Annotated in this window: 21 protein-coding genes and 1 pseudogene; 7 read left to right on the top strand and 15 right to left on the bottom strand. The window is 68.7% G+C overall.

All coding sequences use genetic code 11. The features are described from left to right. Positions 1-15: 15 nt before the first annotated feature. The 10 genes from POL67_RS42075 to POL67_RS42030 form a co-directional block, all read right to left on the bottom strand. Entirely contained in the window at positions 16-1,029 is a 1,014-nt protein-coding gene (locus POL67_RS42075; protein ID WP_271926747.1) for an esterase/lipase family protein, read from the bottom strand. A gap of 176 nt (positions 1,030-1,205) precedes the next feature. Then, positions 1,206-1,973, bottom strand: coding sequence for an energy transducer TonB (locus POL67_RS53945; protein ID WP_271926745.1), 768 nt, complete (start codon positions 1,971-1,973; stop codon positions 1,206-1,208). A 60-nt stretch (positions 1,974-2,033) separates the two neighbouring features. Next, on the bottom strand, positions 2,034-3,050 hold the full coding sequence (locus POL67_RS42065; RefSeq protein WP_271930993.1) for an energy transducer TonB: 1,017 nt from the start codon (positions 3,048-3,050) through the stop codon (positions 2,034-2,036). Positions 3,051-3,055: 5 nt separating this feature from the next. After that, a complete protein-coding gene (locus POL67_RS42060) occupies positions 3,056-3,691 on the bottom strand; it encodes an RNA polymerase sigma factor (RefSeq protein ID WP_271926743.1) in 636 nt (211 codons plus the stop codon). 172 nt (positions 3,692-3,863) lie between these two features. Then, positions 3,864-4,802, bottom strand: coding sequence for a hypothetical protein (locus tag POL67_RS42055; protein WP_271926742.1), 939 nt, complete (start codon positions 4,800-4,802; stop codon positions 3,864-3,866). After that, positions 4,799-5,746 carry a hypothetical protein gene (locus POL67_RS42050; protein WP_271926741.1) on the bottom strand — a complete coding sequence of 316 codons (948 nt, stop codon included), beginning with the start codon at positions 5,744-5,746 and terminating at the stop codon, positions 4,799-4,801. The genes POL67_RS42055 and POL67_RS42050 overlap by 4 nt, the downstream gene beginning before the upstream one ends. 39 nt (positions 5,747-5,785) lie before the next feature. Continuing rightward, positions 5,786-6,538: a 2OG-Fe(II) oxygenase family protein gene (locus tag POL67_RS42045; protein ID WP_271926740.1), complete on the bottom strand. Its 753-nt coding sequence runs from the start codon at positions 6,536-6,538 to the stop codon at positions 5,786-5,788. 40 nt (positions 6,539-6,578) lie between these two features. Continuing rightward, positions 6,579-6,932 (bottom strand): hypothetical protein, encoded by a 354-nt coding sequence (locus POL67_RS42040; protein WP_271926739.1) that lies wholly within the window; start codon positions 6,930-6,932, stop codon positions 6,579-6,581. Between the two features lie 177 nt (positions 6,933-7,109). Next, complete coding sequence (locus POL67_RS42035) at positions 7,110-7,457, bottom strand: helix-turn-helix domain-containing protein (protein WP_271926737.1); 348 nt, start codon at positions 7,455-7,457, stop codon at positions 7,110-7,112. Between the two features lie 225 nt (positions 7,458-7,682). Further along, complete coding sequence (locus POL67_RS42030) at positions 7,683-9,110, bottom strand: LA_2272 family surface repeat-containing protein (protein WP_271926735.1); 1,428 nt, start codon at positions 9,108-9,110, stop codon at positions 7,683-7,685. A gap of 160 nt (positions 9,111-9,270) precedes the next feature. On the opposite strand from POL67_RS42030, the gene POL67_RS42025 reads away from it, so the two are divergent. Continuing rightward, on the top strand, positions 9,271-10,554 hold the full coding sequence (locus POL67_RS42025; RefSeq protein ID WP_271926733.1) for a hypothetical protein: 1,284 nt from the start codon (positions 9,271-9,273) through the stop codon (positions 10,552-10,554). A gap of 63 nt (positions 10,555-10,617) precedes the next feature. Further along, positions 10,618-12,159 carry an aldehyde dehydrogenase family protein gene (locus POL67_RS42020; RefSeq protein ID WP_271926732.1) on the top strand — a complete coding sequence of 514 codons (1,542 nt, stop codon included), beginning with the start codon at positions 10,618-10,620 and terminating at the stop codon, positions 12,157-12,159. Positions 12,160-12,168: 9 nt separating this feature from the next. On the opposite strand, the gene POL67_RS42015 is transcribed toward POL67_RS42020, so the two are convergent. Both POL67_RS42015 and POL67_RS54400 read right to left on the bottom strand, forming a co-directional pair. Then, the gene (locus tag POL67_RS42015; RefSeq protein WP_271926731.1) at positions 12,169-12,483 is read right to left on the bottom strand and encodes a hypothetical protein; all 315 of its coding nucleotides are present in this window, start codon (positions 12,481-12,483) and stop codon (positions 12,169-12,171) included. Between the two features lie 222 nt (positions 12,484-12,705). Beyond that, positions 12,706-13,521: a response regulator gene (locus tag POL67_RS54400; RefSeq protein WP_373372386.1), complete on the bottom strand. Its 816-nt coding sequence runs from the start codon at positions 13,519-13,521 to the stop codon at positions 12,706-12,708. A gap of 50 nt (positions 13,522-13,571) precedes the next feature. Here POL67_RS54400 and POL67_RS54395 point away from each other — a divergent pair, with 50 nt between their 5' ends. The 5 genes from POL67_RS54395 (at position 13,572) to galE (ending at position 18,587) form a co-directional block, all read left to right on the top strand. Beyond that, the gene (locus POL67_RS54395) at positions 13,572-13,820 is read left to right on the top strand and encodes a matrixin family metalloprotease (protein ID WP_373372385.1); all 249 of its coding nucleotides are present in this window, start codon (positions 13,572-13,574) and stop codon (positions 13,818-13,820) included. Between the two features lie 304 nt (positions 13,821-14,124). Beyond that, positions 14,125-14,829 (top strand): hypothetical protein, encoded by a 705-nt coding sequence (locus POL67_RS42000; RefSeq protein WP_271926725.1) that lies wholly within the window; start codon positions 14,125-14,127, stop codon positions 14,827-14,829. A 60-nt stretch (positions 14,830-14,889) separates the two neighbouring features. Further along, a complete protein-coding gene (locus POL67_RS41995; protein ID WP_271926723.1) occupies positions 14,890-16,353 on the top strand; it encodes a hypothetical protein in 1,464 nt (487 codons plus the stop codon). 18 nt (positions 16,354-16,371) lie between these two features. Further along, positions 16,372-17,568: a sodium/glutamate symporter gene (locus tag POL67_RS41990; protein ID WP_271926721.1), complete on the top strand. Its 1,197-nt coding sequence runs from the start codon at positions 16,372-16,374 to the stop codon at positions 17,566-17,568. Positions 17,569-17,591: 23 nt separating this feature from the next. Beyond that, entirely contained in the window at positions 17,592-18,587 is a 996-nt protein-coding gene (galE, locus tag POL67_RS41985; RefSeq protein ID WP_271926719.1) for a UDP-glucose 4-epimerase GalE, read from the top strand. Here galE and POL67_RS41980 read toward each other — a convergent pair. The 3 genes and pseudogenes from POL67_RS41980 to POL67_RS41970 form a co-directional block, all read right to left on the bottom strand. Then, positions 18,584-19,998 (bottom strand): annotated as a pseudogene (locus POL67_RS41980) (glycoside hydrolase family 1 protein). The gene galE and the pseudogene POL67_RS41980 overlap by 4 nt on opposite strands. A gap of 54 nt (positions 19,999-20,052) precedes the next feature. After that, positions 20,053-21,222 carry a galactokinase gene (gene galK, locus POL67_RS41975; RefSeq protein WP_271926717.1) on the bottom strand — a complete coding sequence of 390 codons (1,170 nt, stop codon included), beginning with the start codon at positions 21,220-21,222 and terminating at the stop codon, positions 20,053-20,055. Between the two features lie 24 nt (positions 21,223-21,246). Continuing rightward, positions 21,247-22,284 carry a hypothetical protein gene (locus POL67_RS41970; protein WP_271926716.1) on the bottom strand — a complete coding sequence of 346 codons (1,038 nt, stop codon included), beginning with the start codon at positions 22,282-22,284 and terminating at the stop codon, positions 21,247-21,249. Positions 22,285-22,349: the final 65 nt, after the last annotated feature.

Genomic DNA, 22,349 nt, shown 5'->3' with positions numbered 1-22,349 from the left:
TCGCTGGGAAGAACGTCAGAGGCCGAGGGTCTTCAGGCGGTTCGCGTGGGCGCGGAAGACCGACTTCGGGCTCGTCTGGAAGGGCGCCGTGATGCCGAAGAGCTGGTTCACCTCGTCGAGGTGGTTCATCTTGTAATCGTCGCGGATGACGTCGCCGAGGTGCGAGCTGCAGCGGCCGACGAGCCCGTCGTTTGCGTCGTCGTAGAGGATGCCCGTGAGGCCCATCGGGTAATCGGAGACGTCGAGCACGTTCGTCACCTTCGAGGTGCCGGACCACGAGAAATACCGGATCCCGTTCACCACGTGCGCGCCCTCGCCGCACCACGCGGCCGGCAGGCCCGCGCCGTAGGTCGCGTTGTACGCCGCGGCGCCTTCGGACGAGAGCGACTCCAGCGCGGCCACGGAATTCTGCGGGCTCGTCTGGCCGGAGAGCAGGCCGAGGATCGTCCCGAGCGAGTTCGCGAAGAGCGAGAGCACGGCCTCGGAGAACCCGCCTTCCGTCATGTTGTCGCGGAGGAAATCGGCGAGGTCGGCGCCGTGGTGCGGCGAGCCCACGCTCGTCACGCTCGCGACGAGGTCGGGCCGCATCGTGGCGACGTACCGGATGTCGAGGCCGCCGTGGCTATGGCCGATGAGGTTCACCTTCTTGGCGCCCGTGACCGCGACGATCTCCTCGACCTGCTGGAGGAGCTCCTCGCCGCGCGCCTCGGTGGACGAGAACGCGGGCACCTGCGTCACGAAGACACGCGCGCCGCCCGACGCGAGCGACGACTCGATGCCGTGGAAATAGTCCACCACGCCGAACAGCTCGTCGAAGCCCGCCATGCCGTGGCAAAGCACGATGGGGAATTTCGTCTGCGTGTACGTGTCGGTGTACCCATTGGCCGCCGACGTCGACGTCTCCTCCGCCGCCGCGAGCTGGTTCGGCGACTCGCCGCCACACCCGCTGATGAAGGCCGACGCGAACATCGCCGCGCCGAACGCCGCCGCCCGACCCAACCGAACTCCCAAGCCAATGTTCCAGCGCATGTTCAGGCCCTCCATCCTATCCGAATGGCACCGTCCATGCCAGAGGATCGAATGACGCGTTGCGCCTGGAACAAGCCATTGAGGCTGCAACGGCTCGGCGTGATGGTGATCTGGATTGGGTCAAAAGGGATCCAGGGTGGATCGCCCGTGTATCAGTCCTTTCGATCCAAGCCGCGTCACTGCAGCTTGAATTTGAACGTGAGGATGTAACGCACGCTGACGGGCCGGCCGCCGTACATCATCGGGCTGTAACGCTGCTGCGCGAGCGTCGTGTTCACCGCGGGGTCGAGGAACGGGTGCCCTTTGAGGATGCGGCAATCCCGCAGCCTGCCTTCGGTGGTGATGACGCATTGTGCGATGACGGTGCCTTCGAGCCGCTGGCGCGCCGCGTCGCTCGGATAGGGCGGCTGCGCAGGGCCGGCGAGGAGGACGGGGCGGCCCATCTCGGAGGTCCAGCTCAACGTGGTGTTCGTCGGCGGCGGCTCCGGCGGAGGCGTCGCGGTCCCCGTGCCGGTCGGATCCCCGCCGAGGACGCCGTCGGGCTTGCCATTCGGATCACCCCCATTGCCGGTCCCGTCCGGCGCCGTCGCCCCGTCCCCGGTCGCGGCGGCGGGCGGCTCGTTCGCCGGTTCGGGTTCGGTCGGCTCGACCTGGGGCAGCTCGTTCGTCAGGATCGGGACCTGCGGGCGCTTCGGCCGGGGCGTCTTCGGCGGCGCGGCCTGCGGGGGTTTGGGCGCCGCGGGGCCGGGAGATCCCAGCAAGGCCGCCGGCTTCGGCGGGACCTGAAACACCACGACCGGCTCGTCCTCGTTCGAGGAGGCTTTTTTGCCGGGAATCGCGAACACGATGACGGCCGCGAGCGCGTGCGCGCCAATGGAGAGAAGAGCTCCGGTGCCGAGGTGCGGACGAGCGCCCTCGTACCGGCCCATGGCCGATTCGAACACGAATGCCTCCTTTCCAGGACGAGCGAGGTGCGTCCCGGAGAACCCTATTTCAAGACCGATTCACTTCGGCAGAACGAGATTGACCTTCGAGACGTACCGCACGGAGATGGGCTGTCCGCCCTGCGTCGCCGGCGAGAATCGCCACGTGCGCGCGGCCGCGAGCAGCTCGCCGTCCATGTGCGGCAAGGATTTCAGGAGCTGACAATCCCTCGTGGCGCCTGTCGCCGTGATCTCGCATTGCAAGAGGGCCGTGCCCTCGACGCGGGCCTGGAGCGCCTCGCGCGTGTACACGGGATCCCGACCGCCGATCCGCTTCGGCTGGGACATGGTCCCTTGCTCGAACGGGCGCACGCTGGCGCTCGGCGTCTCGGGTTTGGCCGGGAGCACCTCGGGCGAGCCGGCGCTTTCCACCCGGGCGATCTGCGGGGGCACGTCCTCGGGGGCGCGGGGGGCCTCGGACGAGGGAGGTTCGTCCGTCATGGCCACCTTCAGCGGCGGCGTGACCGCATTCGGCACGGCGCGCGGAGCATTCGCGGGCGTCGCGACGCGATGGGGCTCCGCGTCGTGGCCCTTTGCCTCCGCGCGAGGCGCGGGCACGGGGATCCCTGCGCCGAGCTGGAGCTCGGGGTATTGCTGCGGCTCGTCCGCGGGCCCCTTCGAGGCCTCGGGCCGATGCATGGGCTGCGAAAGGAGCGTGATTCCGACGAGCACCACCTGCGCCGCCGCCACGAGCCCAGCGCCGAGCCGTCCTTTTTGGAAAAACCCAACCGGCTTCCCGGTCGGCCCGAGGACGCTCTGGAACAACACATGCGGCGTCGCCTGCGCCGATCGCTTTGCGCCGGCCATCGCAGCCCGCGCCGGGCGAGGCGCGGGCCTCTCGGGCCGCATCGGGGTCGCCAGGCGAGGCACGTTGATGTCCCGTGCCGGAATCTCGATGGCCTTCACCCCGCGCGCCGGCTCGATTCCGAGCGCCGCGAGGGCCCGCGCCTTCGAGCCCGCCGGCGCCCGATCGGCCCGCGCCGAGCGCAGGAGCGCCGTCGCCGCGTCGTCCCCCTTCTCGTCGAGCAGCCTGCGCATCTCGCTCACGGCCGCCCCCTTCCTTGGGTCCCCACGACCCGCGCCGAGATCTTCGCAAAGAGCTCGCGCGCGCGCCGGAGCCGCGACGCCACCGTGCCCATCGGCAAGTCGAGCGCCCCGCTGATCTCCTGCATCGTGAGCTCTTCGAGCTCGAAGAGCACGAGCACCGTCCTGAGATCCTCCGGCATCGCCGCGAGCACCTCGTCGAGCAGCACCCGCAGGCGCCGTTGCTCCACGATCTCGTCCGGCCGAGGCCCTGCATCGGCCCGTGCGTCCGCCACCTCGTCCGCCTCGGCGACCTCGCGCCGCCGGCGTTGCGCGCGCTTGGCGTGCGAGGCGACATGCACGGCCGTACCCATCAAGAACGCCTTCTCACGCCCCGGCTGAATGGCCGCGAGTTTCCCCGACGCCACGACGAACACCTGCTGGGCGCAATCATCGAGCTCCGCCGCCGGCACCCCGAGCCGCCGGAGCGCCACGTACACGGCGTCGAAATGCGCGTCGACCATCCCCCGGAGCCGCGCCTTCTCCGCGCCGCCCTCGCCGCCCCTGGCCCACCCCTCCTCGACCGTGCGAGGCTCTTCCGCGTCGCAGACTTCAGCGCCCGAGAAGAGGATGTCCAGGTCGGAGACGAGGGTCACGCGCTCACCCTCCGTTTCGACGAACGGAGCCCGGCGGCCACGCAAGGCGCGGCGAACGCGGGGAGGACATGGGCAAGAGCGGTGGCCACGTCTCTACCATGCCCGGTCCGGGGCACGTTGATCACAGAAAATGGGGGGGCGTGCGATCGCCGAAATGTGCGGGGGACGACGGCTACTTCGACTCGCCCGGCTTGGGCAAGCTCGCCGGATCGTAGATCCCGTCGCTTTCGATCTTCCCCCACCGGTCCTCGAGGGATTTCACCCAGCCCGGATCGTGGATCTCCGTGAGCTTCTTCTTCCACGCCCCTTCGAGGAAGCTCGTGCTGAAGGGATCCCCTCGGTCCTCGGGAATGCCCACCTCCGTCTTGCACACCTGCATCTCGTAGCCCCCCGGGGAGGGCTCCGCCTGCTTCAGGCAGAGGTCGTATTTGCTCTTCCAGTTGGAAATCTCCAGCCGTTGCACGAGCAGCGCTTCGGCCTGCTTGAGGAGCGGATGGAGGCGCTTGTATTCGGCGTCGACCAGCGCCTTCGCCTCGCTGGCCTCGGGGCTCGTGGGGAAGAGCTTGGCGATTTTCTTGCCGAGATCGACGCAGGAGCCGGTGCCGTCCGGCTTGCACGCGGCTTTCACCTCGTCGAGGAGGAGGGCCGGGCCATTCTTCGTGAGCCACTCCTTCGCCTTGTCCGCGACCGGCGAGCTTTGCCCGGCGAGCTCCTCCATCTTGGCCCGCGCCGCAGCCTTGTCCGCCGAGGCGTTCGCCTCCTCGAACGCGGCCGCGCTGCTCATCGCCCGCGTTTTTGCGAGCGCCTCGAACGCGCGTTTCGCCGGCGCATCCGTGACCGTCGCCGACAGCTCCTTGGCTTTGCCGGATTGCCCTTCGGCGACGAGCGTGGTCGCCTCCCGGACCGTGAGGGCCTCGATTCGTTGTTTCGCCACGGGGCAAAACGGCGAGCTCTCGGCGGCCTTGCAGACCTCGGCATAAAGCGCCTTGGCCTCCGCGACCTTGCCGGCCGCCTCGGCCTCTCTCGCTTTCGACATCGGCTCCTTGGCCGCATCGCAGCCCGCGAGCGCGAGGGCGAGGACGGCGAGGGCCTGCACCATGGATCGGCTCATTTCGCACCTCCCGCGGCCTTCTTCGGATCCTCCCCCGTCGCGAGGGCGCCCTTCTGGCGCGCCTCGTACCTCGCAATGGCGACCGGATCACCGAGCGTCGCGAGGCGCCTGCGAAAGAGCGAGTCCTCGGTCTGCCGCGCCTCGAACCGCTCGTAGGCGGATTTGCCGTCGGCGTAGATGTCTTCCTCGCAGGCGCGGATGCGCTGAAACTCGGCATCGATCTCGCTCGCCTTCTCGGCCAAGCAGAGGTTGAACGCCAGGTCCTTCTTGCCCCGCTGCGCGAAGACGGCGACGAACCTGTCGAGCTCGGCGCGCGCCTTCTCCGTGCGCTTTTGCTCGGCGTCGTAAGCGGCTTTGGCCTCGCCTTCACCGGGCGGCTTCTCGGGCAGCGCTTCGAGTTTCTCGAACGTCTCGGCGCACGAGCCCTGATGCTCCGGACTGCACGCGGCTTTGACCTGCGCCACGAGCAGCCCCGGTCGCTCTTTCTCGACCCAAGCCTTCGCCAGCGCCGCGGCGGGCGTGCTTCCGGCGGCGAGCGCGTTCATCGTATCGAACGCGCGCGCCTTGTCCGTATCGGCGGCGGCCTGCTCGAAGCGAACGCCTTCGGTCAGGTCCTCCTTGCCGAGGCGGGCCTCGATGTCCTTGGCCGTGGGTTCGTCCGCGGAGGCGAGGGCGCGGAGGAGCAGGCGCTCGGCCTTGCCGAATTCATTTTTCTCGACGGCCTTCGTCGCGGCCGTCCCGAGCGCGCCCGCGGCCCGTGCGCTGCTCTGCTGGCATTCAGGGCTCGCCGGCCCTTCGGCGCAGACGAGCTCGAACTTCTGAGCGGCCTCTTCGAAGTTGGCTTGGGCTTCGAGGTTCTCCGCCTCCTTGAAGGAAGGCGGCGGACCCGAGCATCCGCCGATCGCGAGCGGCAGAAGGACCAGGAGACATGCACGTACGAGCACGTTGCGAGTAGAGCCGCGCCCGCTTGGCCTGTCAATGTCTCAGGCCGCCTCGCACCGCGGGCACCACGCCGTGGGGCCTTCGTGCGGCGCTCGGTGAAGGCGGCGGTGCCTGGAGCTGCGTGCCCAGACGATGAGATTCACGCGCCGCCCGGATCGCAAGGGATGCACGCCGTGCCGGTGGGCGCCCGCATGCAAGATCGCGCGGCCCGCGGCGGGCTGCCATTGCCACGCCTCCGCGTCGTTCGCCGGGTCCTCCCGATGCGCGTCGCAACGAGCGCCCCGGAAGTACACCTCGGCCCCTTCGAACGAGAGCCCCAGGCACGCGTTGAGCGTCACCTCGCTATCGTCGACGTGAAACCCGAGGTCGGTATCGCCGTTCTCCGCATACTCCACGACGAACGCGTGCTGGTGATCGAGGCTCGAACCGTCATGCTCCGGGAATGCCCACTTCGTGAGGGGCGCGAGCCAGGTGTAGAGGAGCTCATCCATCGCGTCTTCGAGCCCGAGCTCCGAAAGCACGACCCCCTGGTTGTTCATGCTGTTCGGCCGGAGCGGGCGCACGCTCCGGTGGCGGCACGCGTGCTCGAATGCGTGGATCTCCCGCAGGAGGGCCTCCATGTACTCGGTCGAGAACAGCGGGAATTCGAGCACGCCGGCATGAGGGCGCTCCACGAGCTCTTCGAGGGCCTCACGCGTCCCGGCCTGCACCGCGCGGACGAACCCGGGATCGAGGCATCGCTCGGTGAGGTCGGACAGCCACGTCTGGCGGAGCGAATACGAGGGGCGCGTCATGCAAACGCGAGCGTACCACGATAGCCGCTCGCGGGAGGGCTCAGTCGCGGAGCAGGGAAGGCACGGCGGCGAGGAGGTAGGCCGCGGACGTGCCGGCCATGATCGATTGGGCGATCACCGCCGCAGGCCGCTCGACCGGCTCGCCGCGGAGCAGCGCAGGCAGCTTGCCGAGTCCGCGCGCGGCGCCGGCGAGGCCGAGGCCTGCCACGGCCGTCGCGCCCACGAGCGCGGCCTTCCGGGACGAACCCCGACGGGCGAGCAGGCCGAGCCCCAGCGCCGCCGCGCCCACGCCCGCGGGGATCAGCGCCGTCTTGTGCTCCCTGCCTGTCGCGACGAACCCCCCGATGCCGAGCGCGGTCAAGAGACCGCCGTACCCGATCGTCCAGCCTGTCATGACGTCGAACCCTCCTTCGGTCGGGACATGCGGCGCGCCGCGCATCCCATGCTGCCCATTCATGACACGCCGCGTGGCGCCACGCTCGATACGTCGAGGGCAACGTGACCGGCGGGCGCGACGACAGCGGACGTCCGCCACCCCCGAGGGCCTCCGCGGCGCCCCGGGGGGCGCTCGTCATCCGCGCTTCTTCGGCGCAGGCGCGGCCCGGCCTTCGATTTCCTTCCGCAGCTTCTTCCAGTCGCCCTTCGGCAGCTTGCGGAGGGCGTCGGCGATGCGGGCCCGCTCATCCTCCGCGGGGAAGGCGAGGATGTACAGGGGCGGGATATCGAGCGCGCGAGCGATGCGATCGACGGTCTCGATCGTGATTGCAGCGAAGCCGTGCTCGATGTTCGAGAGGTGGCCCTTCGAAATCGAGCTCGCCTCGCCGAGCGCGGGCAGGGACATGTTGCGCTCGAGCCGGAGCTCGCGGATGCGCGCGCCGACCTTGGAGGAAAAGGGGCTGGGTTCGGTTCGTCGGGGCATGGGTCACCTCTCGTCAGCGAGGATTCCCCCTTACCACAACATGCGCGGAAGACAAACCACCCAGTTCGTCCGACCCGTAGATTTTGGAGAGGACATCCGAGAACCAGCCTACACCCAGGGGTGCAGCGGGATCGTTTGGCCCCCCCGTACATAGTTGTTGATCGTTCCCGGGAAAACTGGCAGAGTCCCGGCCGGGCAAGATCCGGACCCGGCCGGCGCTCGGGTTCAGAGCCCGACGTTCATCACGGGCAAGAACGGCAGCCCGCCCTCGCTCGAGAGGTTCACGAGGCCGAGCTGCACGCCGCGCAGCCGCGCAGCTCGATTGACGAGCCCGACCTGGAGCCCCGTGACCTCGCCGCCGACGTTCACGACGCCGAACGTCGCGCCCTTCAATTCGCGCGAGAGGTTCACGGCGCCGAGCTGCGCACCGTACACCTCGCCCGCGCCGCTGATGAACCCGGCCTGCAAACCATAGAGGTTCTTGTTCGTGAGGTTCACCGCGCCGAGCTGCGCGCCGTGGTGGTTCTTGAACGTGAGGTTCACCGCGCCGAGCTGCGCGAGCATATACGCGTCGTCGCCGACGCCATTGAACGCGGCGGCCTGCACGACGCCCCGGAAGTCGTTGCCGACGAGATTGAGGACCCCAGCGATTTGCAGGGCGCCGCGATACTGTTCGAGCGTCGCGTTGAAGGCGGCCCCCACCTGCATGAAGCCGCGGAAGTCCTGCTTGATGAAGCTGGCGAGCCCGACCTGCCCGATGCCGTCGAACGCGCCCGCTCCGTTGTAGCTGCCGGCCTGGAATCCGCCCGAAAATTTGCCGTTCACGATGTTGCCGAAGCCGAGCTGCAGGATCTCGTAGGAATCGCCCTTGACCTCGTTCACGATGCCCACCTGGGAGGCGCCGTAAAAGTCCTTCGTGTTCCGGTTGGCCGCGCTGATCTGGAGGAGCCCGTGAAAATCCCCGTCGATGACGTGGTTGACCGCGCCGAGCTGGAGCAGGCCGTAGAAATGCGCGCGCTCGAGCTGATTGAACGCGCCGATCTGCGCCGCGGTCACGATCCTGCTTTCAAAGCCGTCCTCAGGATCGTCGTGGACCCAGTTGTACGCCCCGAACTGCAGCCCGCCGATGAAACGCTCGGCGTCGTTCCAGGGGCCGAGCTGCCCGATGCCGTAAAACGCGGCCGCCGTGTTTTTCCCGAGCGTGACCTGAAAACCGCCGTGGAAGCTCTCTTCGATCCGCGACGTGAACAGGCCGAGCTGGATCGCGCCGACGAAGCGATCGGCTCGGCTCTCGTACGGGGCGAACTGGAGCAGGCCGTAAAATTCTTTTGATGCGCTCTTCACGAGGCCGATCTGGGTGAGGCCCACGAAGGCGTCGGCCTCGGGGAAGATCCCCGGATGGATCACGTACCAGTCCGAGAGCGGCGGGTGCGGCGGCGGCGGTGGGGGCGGCGGAGGCGGGGGCGGAGGCGGCGGCGGCGGGAGATCGCCACCCGCGACTTCGAGCGGAGGACGCGCCGGCGCCGAGGGCTCCGTCTCGGGGCCGGCGATCTCGGCGCCTTCTTCGCCCACGCTCGCCTGCGCGGGCGCGACGAGCGCCACCGTGGAGAGGCAGCCTGCGAGGAGCGTGATGCGCAGAAGTCCGGTTTTCATGCCGTGTGCCATGGAACGTCGGGAGCGCAGTGATCTTACATGCCCTCGTGCCCGAGAGGGCCAGGACGTTCTCTGACCGCTCCTCCCTCCCTCACCCTTGCGGCCCTGACGAATCCGGAATACTCCGTGGGTATCCGAACGCTTTGCCGGAGGTGCGTGCTTGATCTCGAATCGATCCTTCGTCGCCATTTCGTTTGCGGTCGTCCCGCTCGTCCTGTTTGCCTGCGCCAAGGGGAATACCCGTCCCGGCGGTGAAGGCGGCGCAGGAGGCGAGGGGGGCGACGGGTGGGGTGGGCCCGCGCAATCCTCGAGCGGCAGTGGAGGAATGGGCGGCAGCGGTGGCATGAGCGGCGCGTCGAGCTCGGGCGCGGGTGCGTCGTCGTCCTCATCCAGCGCGAGCAGCGGATCGGGTTCGTCCTCGTCTTCCGGCAGCGGCGGCGGCGGAAGCGGGCCTTTGCCCATCGTGCTCCTGCGTATCGGCGACGGCGTGACGACGCTCTCCTCGGCGGCGTCGCCCGTCACCATCGAGTGGCGCCTCACGGACGGCTCGGCCATGCCAGGGTCGCCGGGGACGACCGCGATGCCGCAAGTGATCTCGGGCTCGAATTACAATCTCACGTTGTCGGGGACGGCGTCCTCCGAAGGTCACCTGTCGCTCTCGGCGAATGGCAAATACGTCTTCCTCGCCGGGTATGTCGCCGACGTGGGCGCGCCGAACGTGAGCACGCAGCTCGTGTCGCGCGTCGTCGGCCGGGTGGACGCGTTCGGCAACGTGAACACCTCGACCTTGCTCTCGGGCGCGTTCAACGCCAGCAACGTGCGCGGCGCGACGTCCTCGGATGGCACGTCGATATGGGTCTCGGGCAACAGCGCCACGTCCGGCGGCATTCATCATATTACGCTCGGCTCCAACGCGCCCACGCAGATCCTCGCGAACCCGCTCAATACGCGCTGTGTGCAGGTCTCCGGAGGCCAGCTCTACGCGACGTCCGGCGCGGGCACGTTCGTCAACGTCTTCACGGTCGGCTCGGGCCTCCCCACATCGGTCGGACAAACCGCGACGTCGCTCCCGGGCCTGCCCACCGCCAGTGCGAGCCCGTATGGGTTTGTCTTGCTGGATCTTTCGGCCGGCATCGCAGGCCCGGATACGCTTTACATCGCGGATGATCGGAGCCCGGCGAACGGCGGCGGAATTCAGAAATGGACGTTCGACGGCTTCTCGTGGTCGCTCGCGGCGACGTGGAACGACGGCACGGCGGGCGTGCGGGGCCTCGCGGCGACGCCCTCGGGAGGCGGCGTGCGGGTCGTGGCGACGACCGCGGAGAACAACGAAAACCGGGTCCTCACGCTCTTCGACGACGGCTCGGCGTTCCCCGAGATCGTCATCGCCACGATCGCGCCGCCGAATACCGTCTTCCGCGGCGTCGCGTTCGCCCCGCAATAAAAGAGACGTTCGCGCGGCGCCGGGCCTTGACAAGGGCCCGGGCGCCCGGGACCCTTCTGCCCGATGTCTCCCCTCCTCGCGCAAGGGCCGTCGGATCTCCTCGAAGGACGCTGGGTCCCGCTCCCCGGCGACGCCATCGCCTCGCGAAACCCCACGCGTCCGGCCGAGATCGTCTGGCAGGGCAGCCCCGACCCCGCGCATGCCGACGAGGCCGTCGCAGCGGCGCGGCGCGCCTTGCCAGCGTGGGCGTCGCTCCCCGCCGAGCGGCGTTTCGCGGCGCTCCGTCGCTTCCGCGACCTCTGCAAGGCGCGCGCGGCCGAGATGGCCCGCCTCATCACGGACGAGACGGGAAAGGCACTATGGGACGCGCGCGCCGAGGCTGATCTGCTCGCGGCCAAGGTCGACATCACGCTCGACGCCTCCGAGCACGGCGGGCTCCGGCGGGTCTCGGGCTTCGAAATTCCACTCTCGGCCTCGCGCGCCGGGCGCACCTGGTTCCGCCCGCACGGCGTCATGGTCGTGCTCGGCCCCTTCAATTTCCCCGCGCACCTGCCAAACGGGCACATCATCCCCGCGCTCGCGCTGGGAAACACCGTCGTGTTCAAGCCGAGCGACAAGGCCCCGGCGGTTGGACAAACCCTCGCGGCGTGGCTCGCCGAGGCGCTCGACGCCGAGGGCGCGCCCCCGGGCGTCGTGAACCTCGTGCACGGCGGTGCGAGCGTCGCGTCGCGCCTCGTCGCGAACGCCGACATCGACGGCGTGCTTTTCACGGGTTCGTGGCCCGTGGGCCGGCGTATCCTCGAAGCGAGCCTCGATTGGCCGGGCCGCGTGCTTGCGCTGGAGATGGGCGGCAATGCCCCCTCCGTCGTCCTGCCCGACGCGGATCTGCGGCAGGCCGCGATCGAGGTCGCGCGCTCGGCGTTCGTCTCGACGGGGCAACGCTGCACATGCACGCGGCGGCTCGTCGTGCACGGCGCCGTGGCCGAGCGGTTCATCCGGACGATCGTGGAGATGGCCTCGAAGCTTCGTGTGGGGGATCCGCTCGCGGATCCGCAGCCGTTCATGGGGCCGATCATCTCGGCGGAGGCGCGCGCGGCCGTGTTCGCGGCGCAGGAGCGGTTCGCGGCCGGGGGCGCCGAGATCCGGCTCGCGGCGCGCGCCCTCGAATCCCCGTCCGGCGGCCATTTCCTCTCGCCGGGGGTCGTTCGTGTCGATCGGTTCACGCGTTCCGAGGACGGGCCTGGCGCGGACGTCGAGGTGTTCGGGCCGCTGCTCCGGTATGTCGTCGTCGATTCGGTGGACGAGGCGATCGCGCAGGCGAATGCCACGCGGTTCGGGCTCGCGGCCTCGATCTTCACGAAGGACGCGGGCACGATCGAGCGGTTCCTCGCTGAAGTGCGCGCCGGCTGCGTGAACGTCAACACCGGCACCGCGGGCGCGAGCAGCAAGCTCCCGTTCGGCGGGATTGGTTTGTCTGGGAACCATCGGCCCGCGGGGGCCTTCAGCCTGGATTATTGCGCGTATCCGGTGGCGGGGATGATCGAGAGCGGCGCGACGGCGCCGCTGCCGATCGGGATGACGTTCGAGGAGAGCTGGCTCGAATAGGCACGAAGCTCAGTTGACGTTCGGATCCGGCGCGGCGTTCGTCGCGTCGGACGCGGCCGCCTTCTCCTCGGCGGCTGCCTCGGGGGCCTTCTTCGGCAGCTTCTCTTCGAGGGTCGCGAGCCGCTCGGCCGCGCGTTCGAGGGCGCGCGCGCTCGTCGTGAGCGCGGTGCGCCCGTACCCGAGGCTGAAGCCCGCCCATTTCACGGAAGCATCGACCAGCACGTCGTACACCTCGCGCGCCTTCTGCTCGACACGGGCCGACGCGGCCTTCACGTCCTGCAGGCTCGGGATCTTCGTCTCGCTCTGGGTTTGCGTCTCGACCATAAGGGATGCCTCCTTTTCGTTGGAAAGCCCTCGTCCGGCAGGGCCATGCGTCGCGCGTGGCCCCACGAAGGACCCGCGCGAATCGCGCAGCCATGCGCCGCCCTGGGCGCACGAACCCCGCCCCGGACGCCGTTCGGATGTGTCCGTCTATCTATGACGCGACGTGTTACATGTCAAGACGCGGTGCGTCGGTTTTCCAGACTGTCCCTGGATCGGCGCGGATCAGGCGGCTCGGCGGGCGGAGGCGGCCCGCGTCACGGCGGAGACGAGGGTGTCGACCGCGTGGGGGCAACTCCGGAGGTCGATCGCCTCGCGGAGGAGCGGCTCGTGCTCGTGCTCCGCCGTCGTCGTGAGGACGAACGCGGGGCGCGAGCCGACCTTGGTTCCGCGGAGGAACGTGAGAAACGGGACGCTCTCGTCATGCGGGGAGACGTCGTACACGACGACGCGTGGATCGTGCCGGGCGAAGAGCGCGAGCGCCTCCTCGGGCGCGGCGACGAGCGAGCCCAGCGCGGCCGTGACCGCGTGGAGGCCCGACGCCTCGATCTCTTCGGCGAGCGACCTCGCCACGGCTTCGTCTTCGTGAATGATGGCCACGACGGCAGAGTGCTGCATGCACGGGATCCCAGGCAGGGCGCGTGCCTGGCCGCGCCGCGTCGTGCTCGCACGCTCGCAGCGTCCGCCCGGATCGATTATGCTGTGGGACCTCGCCATGCTTTCCCGCCGCGCCATCCTCTCGTCGGGCCTCGTGTTCGCGGGTTCGCTCCTCGTTTCGCGGCGCGCGTTCGCGAAGAAGCCCGAAAAAGACCCGATCCCCGCGCTCCCGCTCTCGTTCGCCGTCGCCGAGGAGGACGGCGTCGCCGTGCAAAACGAGACGTGGATCGCCGAGCAGATCACCGAGGCGACGAGGCTCTTCACGCCGATCGGCGTCACGCTGCGCAAGGCCTCCGCGCGCGTGCTCCCGCCGGCGCTCGCCAGGCTCGAGACGCGCGCCGACAGGGACGCGCTCGCCGCGCACCTCGAGGCAAAGCGGATCAACGTGATGATCGTGGCATCCCTGCGGGACGTGGACGATCCGAAGCTCTTCGATGGGCGTGCACTGGCGGCACAGAAAGACGCCGGCGAAGCATTGGGTGATCGTCGCGGCGAGCGCACGACCGAGCACGCTCGCGCACGAGCTCGGCCATTTCTTCGGGCTCGGCCACAGCGACGTGACCGACAACGTGATGAGTTATTCGCGTACGGGTGTTCCCCCTTTCTTCGACGCCAAGCAGGCTGATCGGATCGAGAGCATGGCGCGGATGTACGTGGGGTCGAAGCTCCTCGAACCCGCGTGAGCCACGCGCGCTTCGATTCGCTCGCCACGGGGCCCCGGATCGTTTACCCTACCGATCGCCCGGCCGATCGCGCCGGGGTTCCGGCATGCAACCGCCTCCCCGTCGAACGACCCCGCCGCCGCCGTCCGTCGCCCCGCCCTCCTTGGAGCGCCCGAGTGAACGTGTGCCAGCGATTCCACCGCTCAGCAGCGGATTGTCGCGGCCGAGCCGCCCGCCGCCGTCGTCGGGCGAAGGCGCGCCTCGCCTGACGGACACGTGGGGGCCGAGCCGCCCGCCGCCGTCATCGGGCGAAGGCACGCTTCGCTTGACGGACACCTGGGGGCCGATCTCTTCGGAGCGCCCCTCCTCGCGCCCCTCGACGCGCCCGCCGACCGCGACGGGCGAGCGCGCCTGGTACCTGGATCTGCCATGTCCGCCGGGGGAGGGCACCTTTCGGAGCAAAGGGATCGCGTATCGGGGGCTCGCCCACCTCGTGACGTCCCGCGTCGAGGGCGGCCCGGCGGCGTTCGCCGCGGCATTGCCGACGCCCGCCTTGCAACGTTTCTTCGACCAGCCGTTTCTCGCGAGCAGCTTCTACGACATGTTCCCGCTCGTGGCGGGCAGCGGCGTCCTCGCCTCGCTCGCGCGCATCCCGCTCGACGTCTTCGCGCACCAGCAGGGCCGCACGCAGGCCGCGCACGACGTGGAGCACGCGTATCGGGCCCTCTTGCAGGGCAAATCGACCGACGATATCCATTCGCGCCTGCGCCCGCTCGCCGGCCGGTATTACGATTTTGGAGAATGGGACGTCGAGCGTCAGGGCCCGGATCGGATCCGCGTCGTCGAGAGCGCGCTGCCCATCTGGATCATGCCGTGGTTCGTCCCGATGCAGATCGGCTACTTCTCGGGCCTCATGGCGGCGATGGGCAAGCCGAGCTCCACCGTGACGATGCAATCATTCCGCCGCGAGGGTCTCGCGGGGGCGATGTCGCTCGTCGTCCTGGAGCTCGCGGTCGTTTTGCGCGACTGATCGGACGTTTCGCCGGGCGATCGGGCTTCTCGCGGCCGCCTCGCCGTGGTACGGCGGGCCATGCGGTCCTTCCTCGGTGCTACCTCGATATGCCTCCTCGGGGCCCTCGGCTGCAGCGGCGGCGGCGAAACCCCCAACCCGCCGTTTTTCGACGTCACCGGCACGATCGTCGATCTCCACCTGACCGAGGGGGGGGACGCGACGAACGTTCGTGATCCCGGGCAATTCGAGATTGCCGCGCTCGTCCCCGGCGAGGACGGCGCGCCGCGGGAGCTCGTCGCCGAGGTGGCCGAGGACGGCACGTTCCGCATTCGTGATCTCCCCGAGGGGCCTTACGATCTCCGCTTCACCGAGCTCTTTGGCACGGGGACGAGGCCGCCGCGGTTCATCATGGGCGCGCCGCGCACGATCGATCTCGGCCGCGTCTTCGTGGGCCGCCCCGACGCCGAGCCCATCGCGACGGGGAGCACGACGGAGCTCGAGCTCACGTTAGATGGATTGAGCGCCTGGGGGGAAGGGTCGAGCATCGAAGTGTTTTCGCTCGGCGCAGGCACGATCGGGACGCTTCCCCCGGCGAACGGCATGCAGCCTGCGATGGGCGCCACGCAGGTCACCGATTTTCGTGTAGCCACGTCGGAGCTCGTCGTGCCGAACCTCGTCGCGGGCGACGCGGGGGACCAGGTCTATTTCACGCAAATGGTCGGGACGGCCGGCCCCGGGGCGCCTTATCGCTCCGTGCGCAAGGCCTTCGGGCCGACATCGTTTACGCTCGCCGACGGCGCGACCACGCCTGTCGAGGGCACGTTCGTGAATGCGACCCCGAAGAAGCTCGCCGTTTCTTTCGATGACGCCGCCTTCCAGGCCCTCGCCGCGAGCGTGCATCCCGAGGCGACGATCGCGGGCAAGGACGTTCGAATCGGCGTGGAGCCGGGGGGCGCGGATCGAACGAGCGTCTCTCCCACGCCCGATTTGCTCTTGTTCTCCGGCCTTCCTGCGGCGCAGCCCCCGGCCGAGTTCGTGTATGGCACTCCTTTCCCCGACGGGTGGGCCGAAGTCGCCGCCGTTCAGGTCTCGTATGCCGTGACGCACGTCATGCCCACGGGCATTCCGAAGACCACGGCCGTCGCGATCGGCCGCAGCGGCCCGGTCTCCTCGTTCTCCGGCGCGGTTGCGCCGCCGCTCGGCCCGCCGCTCGACATCCGCGTGAACGATCAGCCTGCGTATGGCGAGCTCCTCGGCATTGGCAAGACGCCCACTGTGACCTGGAGCGCGCCCTCGCTCGGCAAAGCCGCGGCGTACGTCATCACGCTCCGGCGGCTCGATCCCGGCGGACAACTCACGCGGACGATGGCTTCGTTCTCGACGAACGAGCCCGTGCTGCGTATTCCAGATGGATTGCTCGACGTCGGGTATTATTATTACCTTCGCATCGGCGTGCGGGACGAGTTCGACAGCACGGCGCCGCTCCAGGTCCAGAGCAGCCGCGCCTATGCCGAGGCGATCACCGGCGTCCTTTCGCCCTGAGGCGCGCGCGGTCCTGCCATGGATGTCCCTACCTTTCAAGTCTCGTCCATTCAGGTCCTCGGGCTCGGCTGCTTCGGGCTCGTCCTCGGCCGCGGAATCCGGCGCGTCCTGCCCGTCCTCGAGCGGCTCAGCATTCCCGCGTCGATCCTCGGCGGCCTCGTGTATGCGATCGTTGGCCTCGCCTTGCGGGATCGTGTCTGCAATTTCAAGTTCGACCTCGCCTTGCGCGACATCCTCATGATCGCGTTCTTCACGACCGTGGGGATGACGGCGAGCCTCCGGCTGCTCGCGCTCGGGGGCAAGCGCGTCGCCATTTTCCTCGGCGCATCGGTCCTTGGCCTGCTCGCGCAGATGGGCTGGGGCGCGGGGGCGGCGAAGGTGATGGGGTTGCCGCCGCTGCTCGGCGTCATTCCCGGCGCCGTATCGCTCACGGGCGGGCCTGCGACGGCGCTCGCGTTCGGCCCGGTCTTCGAGCAGGCGGGCGTCCCGGGCGCGACCGCGATTGGCCTCGCGTCGGCGGTCTTTGGGATCATCGTGAGCGGCCTGCTCGGCGGGTTCGTCGGCAGCTTCTTGATTCGCCGCCACACCTTGCGCCCCGGCGAGGCCGACGCCATGCCTGTGCCCGAGATCGACATCGACGCGGGGCCCTCCGAGAAGCACGGCGATTACCTCGTGCACATCATCGTGCTCGGCGTGGCGATGGCGTTCGGCTCGTTGCTCTCGGCGCAGTTCACGGCCTGGAAGCTCACGCTCCCGGCGTACATCGGGGCGATGATCGTGGCCGGTGTTGTGCGCAACCTCGACGATCGCTTTCAATTCGCGGGCATCGATCAGAAGAAGATGGAGGAGATCGGTGCCGTCGCGCTCGAGCTCTTCATCGTGATGGCGCTGCTCACGCTGGAGCTCTGGCAGCTCCGGACGCTCGCGCTCCCCGTGTTCTTCATCCTGGTCGGCCAGGTCGTGCTCACGATCGGGCTCTGCTGGACGGCCATTTACTGGATGATGGGCCGCAGTTACACCTCGGCGGTCATGGCAGGCGGGTATTGCGGGTTCATGCTCGGCACGACGGCGAACTCGCTCGCCTGCATGAACGAGATCGTGCGCAAATCGGGACCGGCGCCCCAGGCGTTTTTCGCGGTGAGCATCGTGGGCGCCTTTCTCATCGATTTCATCAATGCGCTGCTCGTCACGCAGGCCTTGAACGTGCTTCGCTGAGCGCGCGCCGCGGCTGGAGGCCCATGACCCCCGACAGCAGGACCGTTCTCGTCACCGGCGGCGCCGGGTACATCGGCGCGCACGCCGCCCTCGCCCTCGCGGAGCGCGGTTACCGGCCCCTCGTGCTCGACAACCTGAGCAAAGGCCACCGCGAGCCGATCGCGCGAGCGCTCGGCACGCCCGTGATCCAGGCCGATACGCGGGATCGCGCCGCCCTCGATGCGATCTTCGCGCGCGAGCGGATCGATGCCGTCATGCATTTCGCCGCGTTCATCGAGGTCGGCGAGTCCGTCGCGGATCCGCTCAGGTATTACGAGAACAACGTCCACGGCACGGTCACGTTGCTCCAGGCGATGCAGGCGGCCGGCGTCTCCAGGTTCGTCTTCTCCTCGACGTGCGCGACGTACGGCGTGCCCGAGGTCGTCCCGATCCCCGAGGATCACCCGCAAAACCCTCTGAACCCGTATGGCCGGTCAAAGCTCGTCGTGGAGAAGATCCTCGCGGAGTGCGAGACGGCCTGGAGGCTCCGGTCCGTGATCTTTCGATATTTCAATGCAGCCGGCGCGCATCCGAGCGGCCTCCTCGGCGAGGACCACGACCCCGAGACGCACCTCATTCCGCTCGTCCTCTCTGCGGCGCTCGGAAAACGTCCTTCGATCCGGATCTTCGGCGAGGACTACGACACGCCCGACGGAACGTGCATCCGTGATTACATCCATGTCTCGGACCTGGCGGACGCGCACGTGCTCGGGATCGAGTATCTGCTCGGCGACGGAGCGAGCACGGCCGTGAACCTGGGCAATGGGCGGGGTTTTTCCGTGAAGGAGGTCATCGCGGCGGCGACGCGCGTCACGGGCCGCCCGATCGACGTGGAGAAGGCCGAGCGCAGGCCCGGAGATTCACCGGTGCTCGTGGGTTCGAGCGCGCGCGCGCGCAAGCTGCTCGGCTGGGCGCCGCGGTATCCGGATCTCGAAACGATCCTCGCCCATGCATGGGCGTGGCATCAGCGAAAAGCCTAGCCGGCCTCCGGCCGGAGCCCGAGCGCGCGCGCGATGTCCTGGAACGCCTCGACCGCGGGCGTGGGCGTGCGTCGTTTGTCGGGACTGTCGAAGTCGACGCGGAAGAGGCCAAAGCGAGGCTCGTAGCCCTCGGCCCATTCGAAGTTGTCGAGGAGCGACCAGTGGAAATACCCACGCACGTCGATGCCTTCGCGCGCGGCACGCACGAGCGCCTCGAAATGGGAACGCAGGAACGAGGGGCGGACCTTGCCATCCTTGTCCGCGATGCCGTTCTCCGTGACGTACACGGGCAGCCCGAGCGAGCCATACCTCTTGAGGACCTGGTAGAGGCCCTCCGGGTAGATGTCCCAGCCGAGGTCGCTGACGGGCCGATCCGCGGGCACGTATTGCTTGGAGAGCGAAGGATCACGGAGGTCGGCGCGGACGTGGTCGCGGCCGTAGTAATTGATGCCCATGTAATCGTAGGAGCCGAGCAGGCCCGGGACGGCCTCGTCGATCTCGATGATCCCGGGAATGCCGAGCTCGATGCGGCCCGTGAACGGCGCGGACGCGATGGCCTCGTTGAAGAATCGGTCGGTGAAGCCCGCGATCAGCCGATCGAGCGGAGAGCGCGTCGCCGGCTGAAAGATGCGGACATGGTGCGCGATGCCGACGCGCGTGGCGTGCCCGTCGCCGTCCGCGTCCATGGTATCCGCCTCGCGGATCGCCTCGGTCATGCGCGCGTGCGCCTTGAGCATGCGCGCCATCGCCCGCACGGCGATTCGTTGATCCGAGAGCCCCGGCGGAAAGATCCCCTTCACGTAGGAGAGCGTCGCGAGCACGTTGGGCTCGTTGATCGTGCACCAGAGATCGACCGCCGAGCCGAGCTTTTTTGCGACCCTGCGCGAGAAGGCCGCGAGGAGCTCGATCGTCCGATCGTTCATCCATCCGCCCTGCGTCGCGACCCAGCGGGGCAAGGTGAAATGGTGGAGCGTGACCATGGCTCGATTCCGGCCGCGCGGAGGGTGAGCGCCCAGGCGAGGTATCGATCCGCGGCCTCCTCGTTCCAGGCGCCCTCCGTGGGTTCGAGGCGGCTCCATTCGACGCTGAATCGATACGCATTCGCGCCGAGCCGGCGCATGAGCGTGATGTCCTCGTCGATGCGGTTCCACGAATCACATGCGGCGCCCGAGACGGTGCGATCCTTGATGTGGGGCGCGCCGCCGAAAGCCCCGCGCTCCCAGTCGGTCCAGTCGTTGTCGAGGCCGCCCTCGATCTGGTGTGAGGCCGTCGCGGTGCCGAGCAAAAAGCCCGCAGGCAAGGCAGAGGGCAACGAGGAAAGCGCGTCCTCCGCGCCGAGGACGCACGGGGGTGGGTGCGGATCTTTGGTGAGCGCGGCGTAACCGAGGCGGGCGAGGCGTCCGAGGTTCATGCGGCCGGCGACTTTATAAGTCGGCGGTCCCCGTGCGCAAAGAGGCTTTGCAGTTCAGCCTCGAATTTCCCGCGCGCCTTCGCCGCCGCGCGTGACGACGAAGCCGGGCTCGACGCCGAAGCGGTTCCGGTAGCCGTCGCGGACCGCAGCCATGACCGCTTCGAGCGCGGATTCGTCGACGAGGGACACGGTCGAGCCGCCAAACCCGCCGCCGGTCATGCGAGCGCCGTAGACACCTGGCTGGGCGACAGCGAGGTCGACGAGCGCGTCGAGCTCCGGGCAGCTCACCTCGTAGTCGTGCTGCAAGGAGCGGTGCGACGCGACGAACGAGGCACCGACGGCCGCGACGTCGCCGCGGCGGAGGGCCTCGGCGACGGATTGCGTGCGGGCATTCTCGGTGACGACGTGACGCACGCGGCGGATGATGGGTTCGGGGAGGCACGAGGCATGTTCGGCGAGCGCCTCTTCCGTGACGTCGCGGAGCGCGCGGATCCGGGGGAGGGCGCTGCGGAGGAGCACGACGCTGCGCTCGCACTCCGCGCGTCGCGTGTTGTATTCGGAGATGGCGAGAGAGTGTTTTTTGCGGGTATCGCTGACCAGGAGCGCGACGGGGCCGCCGGGCAAGGGGACGGCTTCCATCGCGAGCGAGCGGCAATCGACGAGCAAGGCCGAGCCTGCGCGGGCGCACGCGGAGACGAGCTGGTCCATGATGCCGCAGCGCGTGCCCACGAAGGTATGCTCGGCGGCCTGGCCGGCGAGGGCGAGGGCCACGCGGTCGACCGTCGCGCCCGCGAGCGAGAGCAGCGCGAAGCCGGTCCCGATTTCGAGCGCCGCCGAGGAGGAGAGGCCCGCGCCCCGCGGCACGTCGCCCGCGACGAGGAGATCCGCGCCGCGGAGCGCCTGGATCCTCGAATCGACCATGTGCGCGACGCCCTCGATGTAATTGACCCACCGGCCAGTTTGTCTGGGGCCGGGGTGGTCGAGGTCGAGCTCGGCGGTCTGGCCGAGATCCTGGCTGTGCACACGAATGCGGCGATCGTCGCGGGGCGCGGCGATGACGGTGACGCCGAGCTCGAGCGCGACCGGCAGGACGAACCCGTCGTTGTAATCGGTGTGCTCGCCGATGAGGTTGACGCGGCCGGGGGCGAAAAACGCCCGGGGCGCGGGGCTTCTGGAACCGAAGCGAGCGCGGAATTTGGACCTCAGGTCCAGGGTGTCTCTCATGAGGGCGTGGACCCGAGTCTGGGCTCAGGTCTTCGATTTGTACAGGTTGAAATCCGCGCCTATGACGAGGATCCAGGAAAAAGCGTATTGCCACATGGGGTCGATGAGGTTCGTGCCGAGCTGCGCGATGGCGAAGGGCGACATGCGATTCGACAGGAATTTCTTCGGCCACCGGCCGAAAGCGACAGCGTGCAGCGTGAGCTGTTCGAGGCCCGTACCGAGGACGCGCTGATACCGGCCGCTCAAGCCGAGCAAGAGCTCGCCCGGTTTGGGGACGGGAGCCGCGTAGGCCACGAGGATCTCGTGCGCGTGGCTGAAATCCTGGAGCTTGCGCAGGGTGAACGTGAAATTGTCGTGATACACATCGTCTGCGCCCGCGCCCGGGGCGGTGTAATAATTCCAGTCGGCAGTGAAGTTGTATTGAAAGGCGATGGGGCCGACCTTGCCCTGGAGGGTGGGGAGGACCCGGAGTCGCAAGCCTCCGTGGTTGATGGGAGCAAGGAAATGGGCCGGATTGTCCATTCCCTCGTCGTCGTCCTGGTTCACCCAGTCGATGGCCGATCGCCTGCCGCGTCGGATCTGCCCCGCCGCGAGGCGCTCGCGGCCGAGCAGGGTCATGACGCGGAGGCCGCCGTTGAAAGGCTCCTTGATGAAATAATCGTAGGCGCCCTGGACCTGAAGCCGAAAAAAGGCGATCGGGGTGATGTCGACGAAGGGCCCGACGGTATTGTTGACGAAGCCATAGACGTCACGCACGCCGACGGTGATGTTTGTCGAATCCCACAAGATCCCTTTCTTTTGCACGAGCGGAATTTTGTACCCGAGCGTCGCGCCGATGGCCGAGCGGGTGTAGTGCATACCCCACGGGACGTAAAAGACCCCGAGGTCGAGCGAGGTCGGGCGGGGCTCGTCGGGCGGCGCGGTGGGTTTCGTCTCGGCGGGTTTGTCCGGGGCTCGTGGCTCGCCGTCCTTTCGGTTTCGCTCGTCGGCGTCGCCGGCGCGCGCGGGCAAGGAGAACGAGAGCAGGATGAGCGCCGTGAGACCGCGGAGGAGGGTTCGCATGACGTTACGCCGTGCGGCCCGCGCGAGGAGGTTTCGAGGTGCGCCGGGCTTGCTCGGGAGAGCAT

Source organism: Polyangium mundeleinium, from assembly GCF_028369105.1.
Classification (GTDB): Bacteria; Myxococcota_A; Polyangia; order Polyangiales; family Polyangiaceae; genus Polyangium; species Polyangium mundeleinium.
Note: the sequence above shows the minus strand (reverse complement) of the source record. Positions and strands in the feature narration are given on the sequence as shown.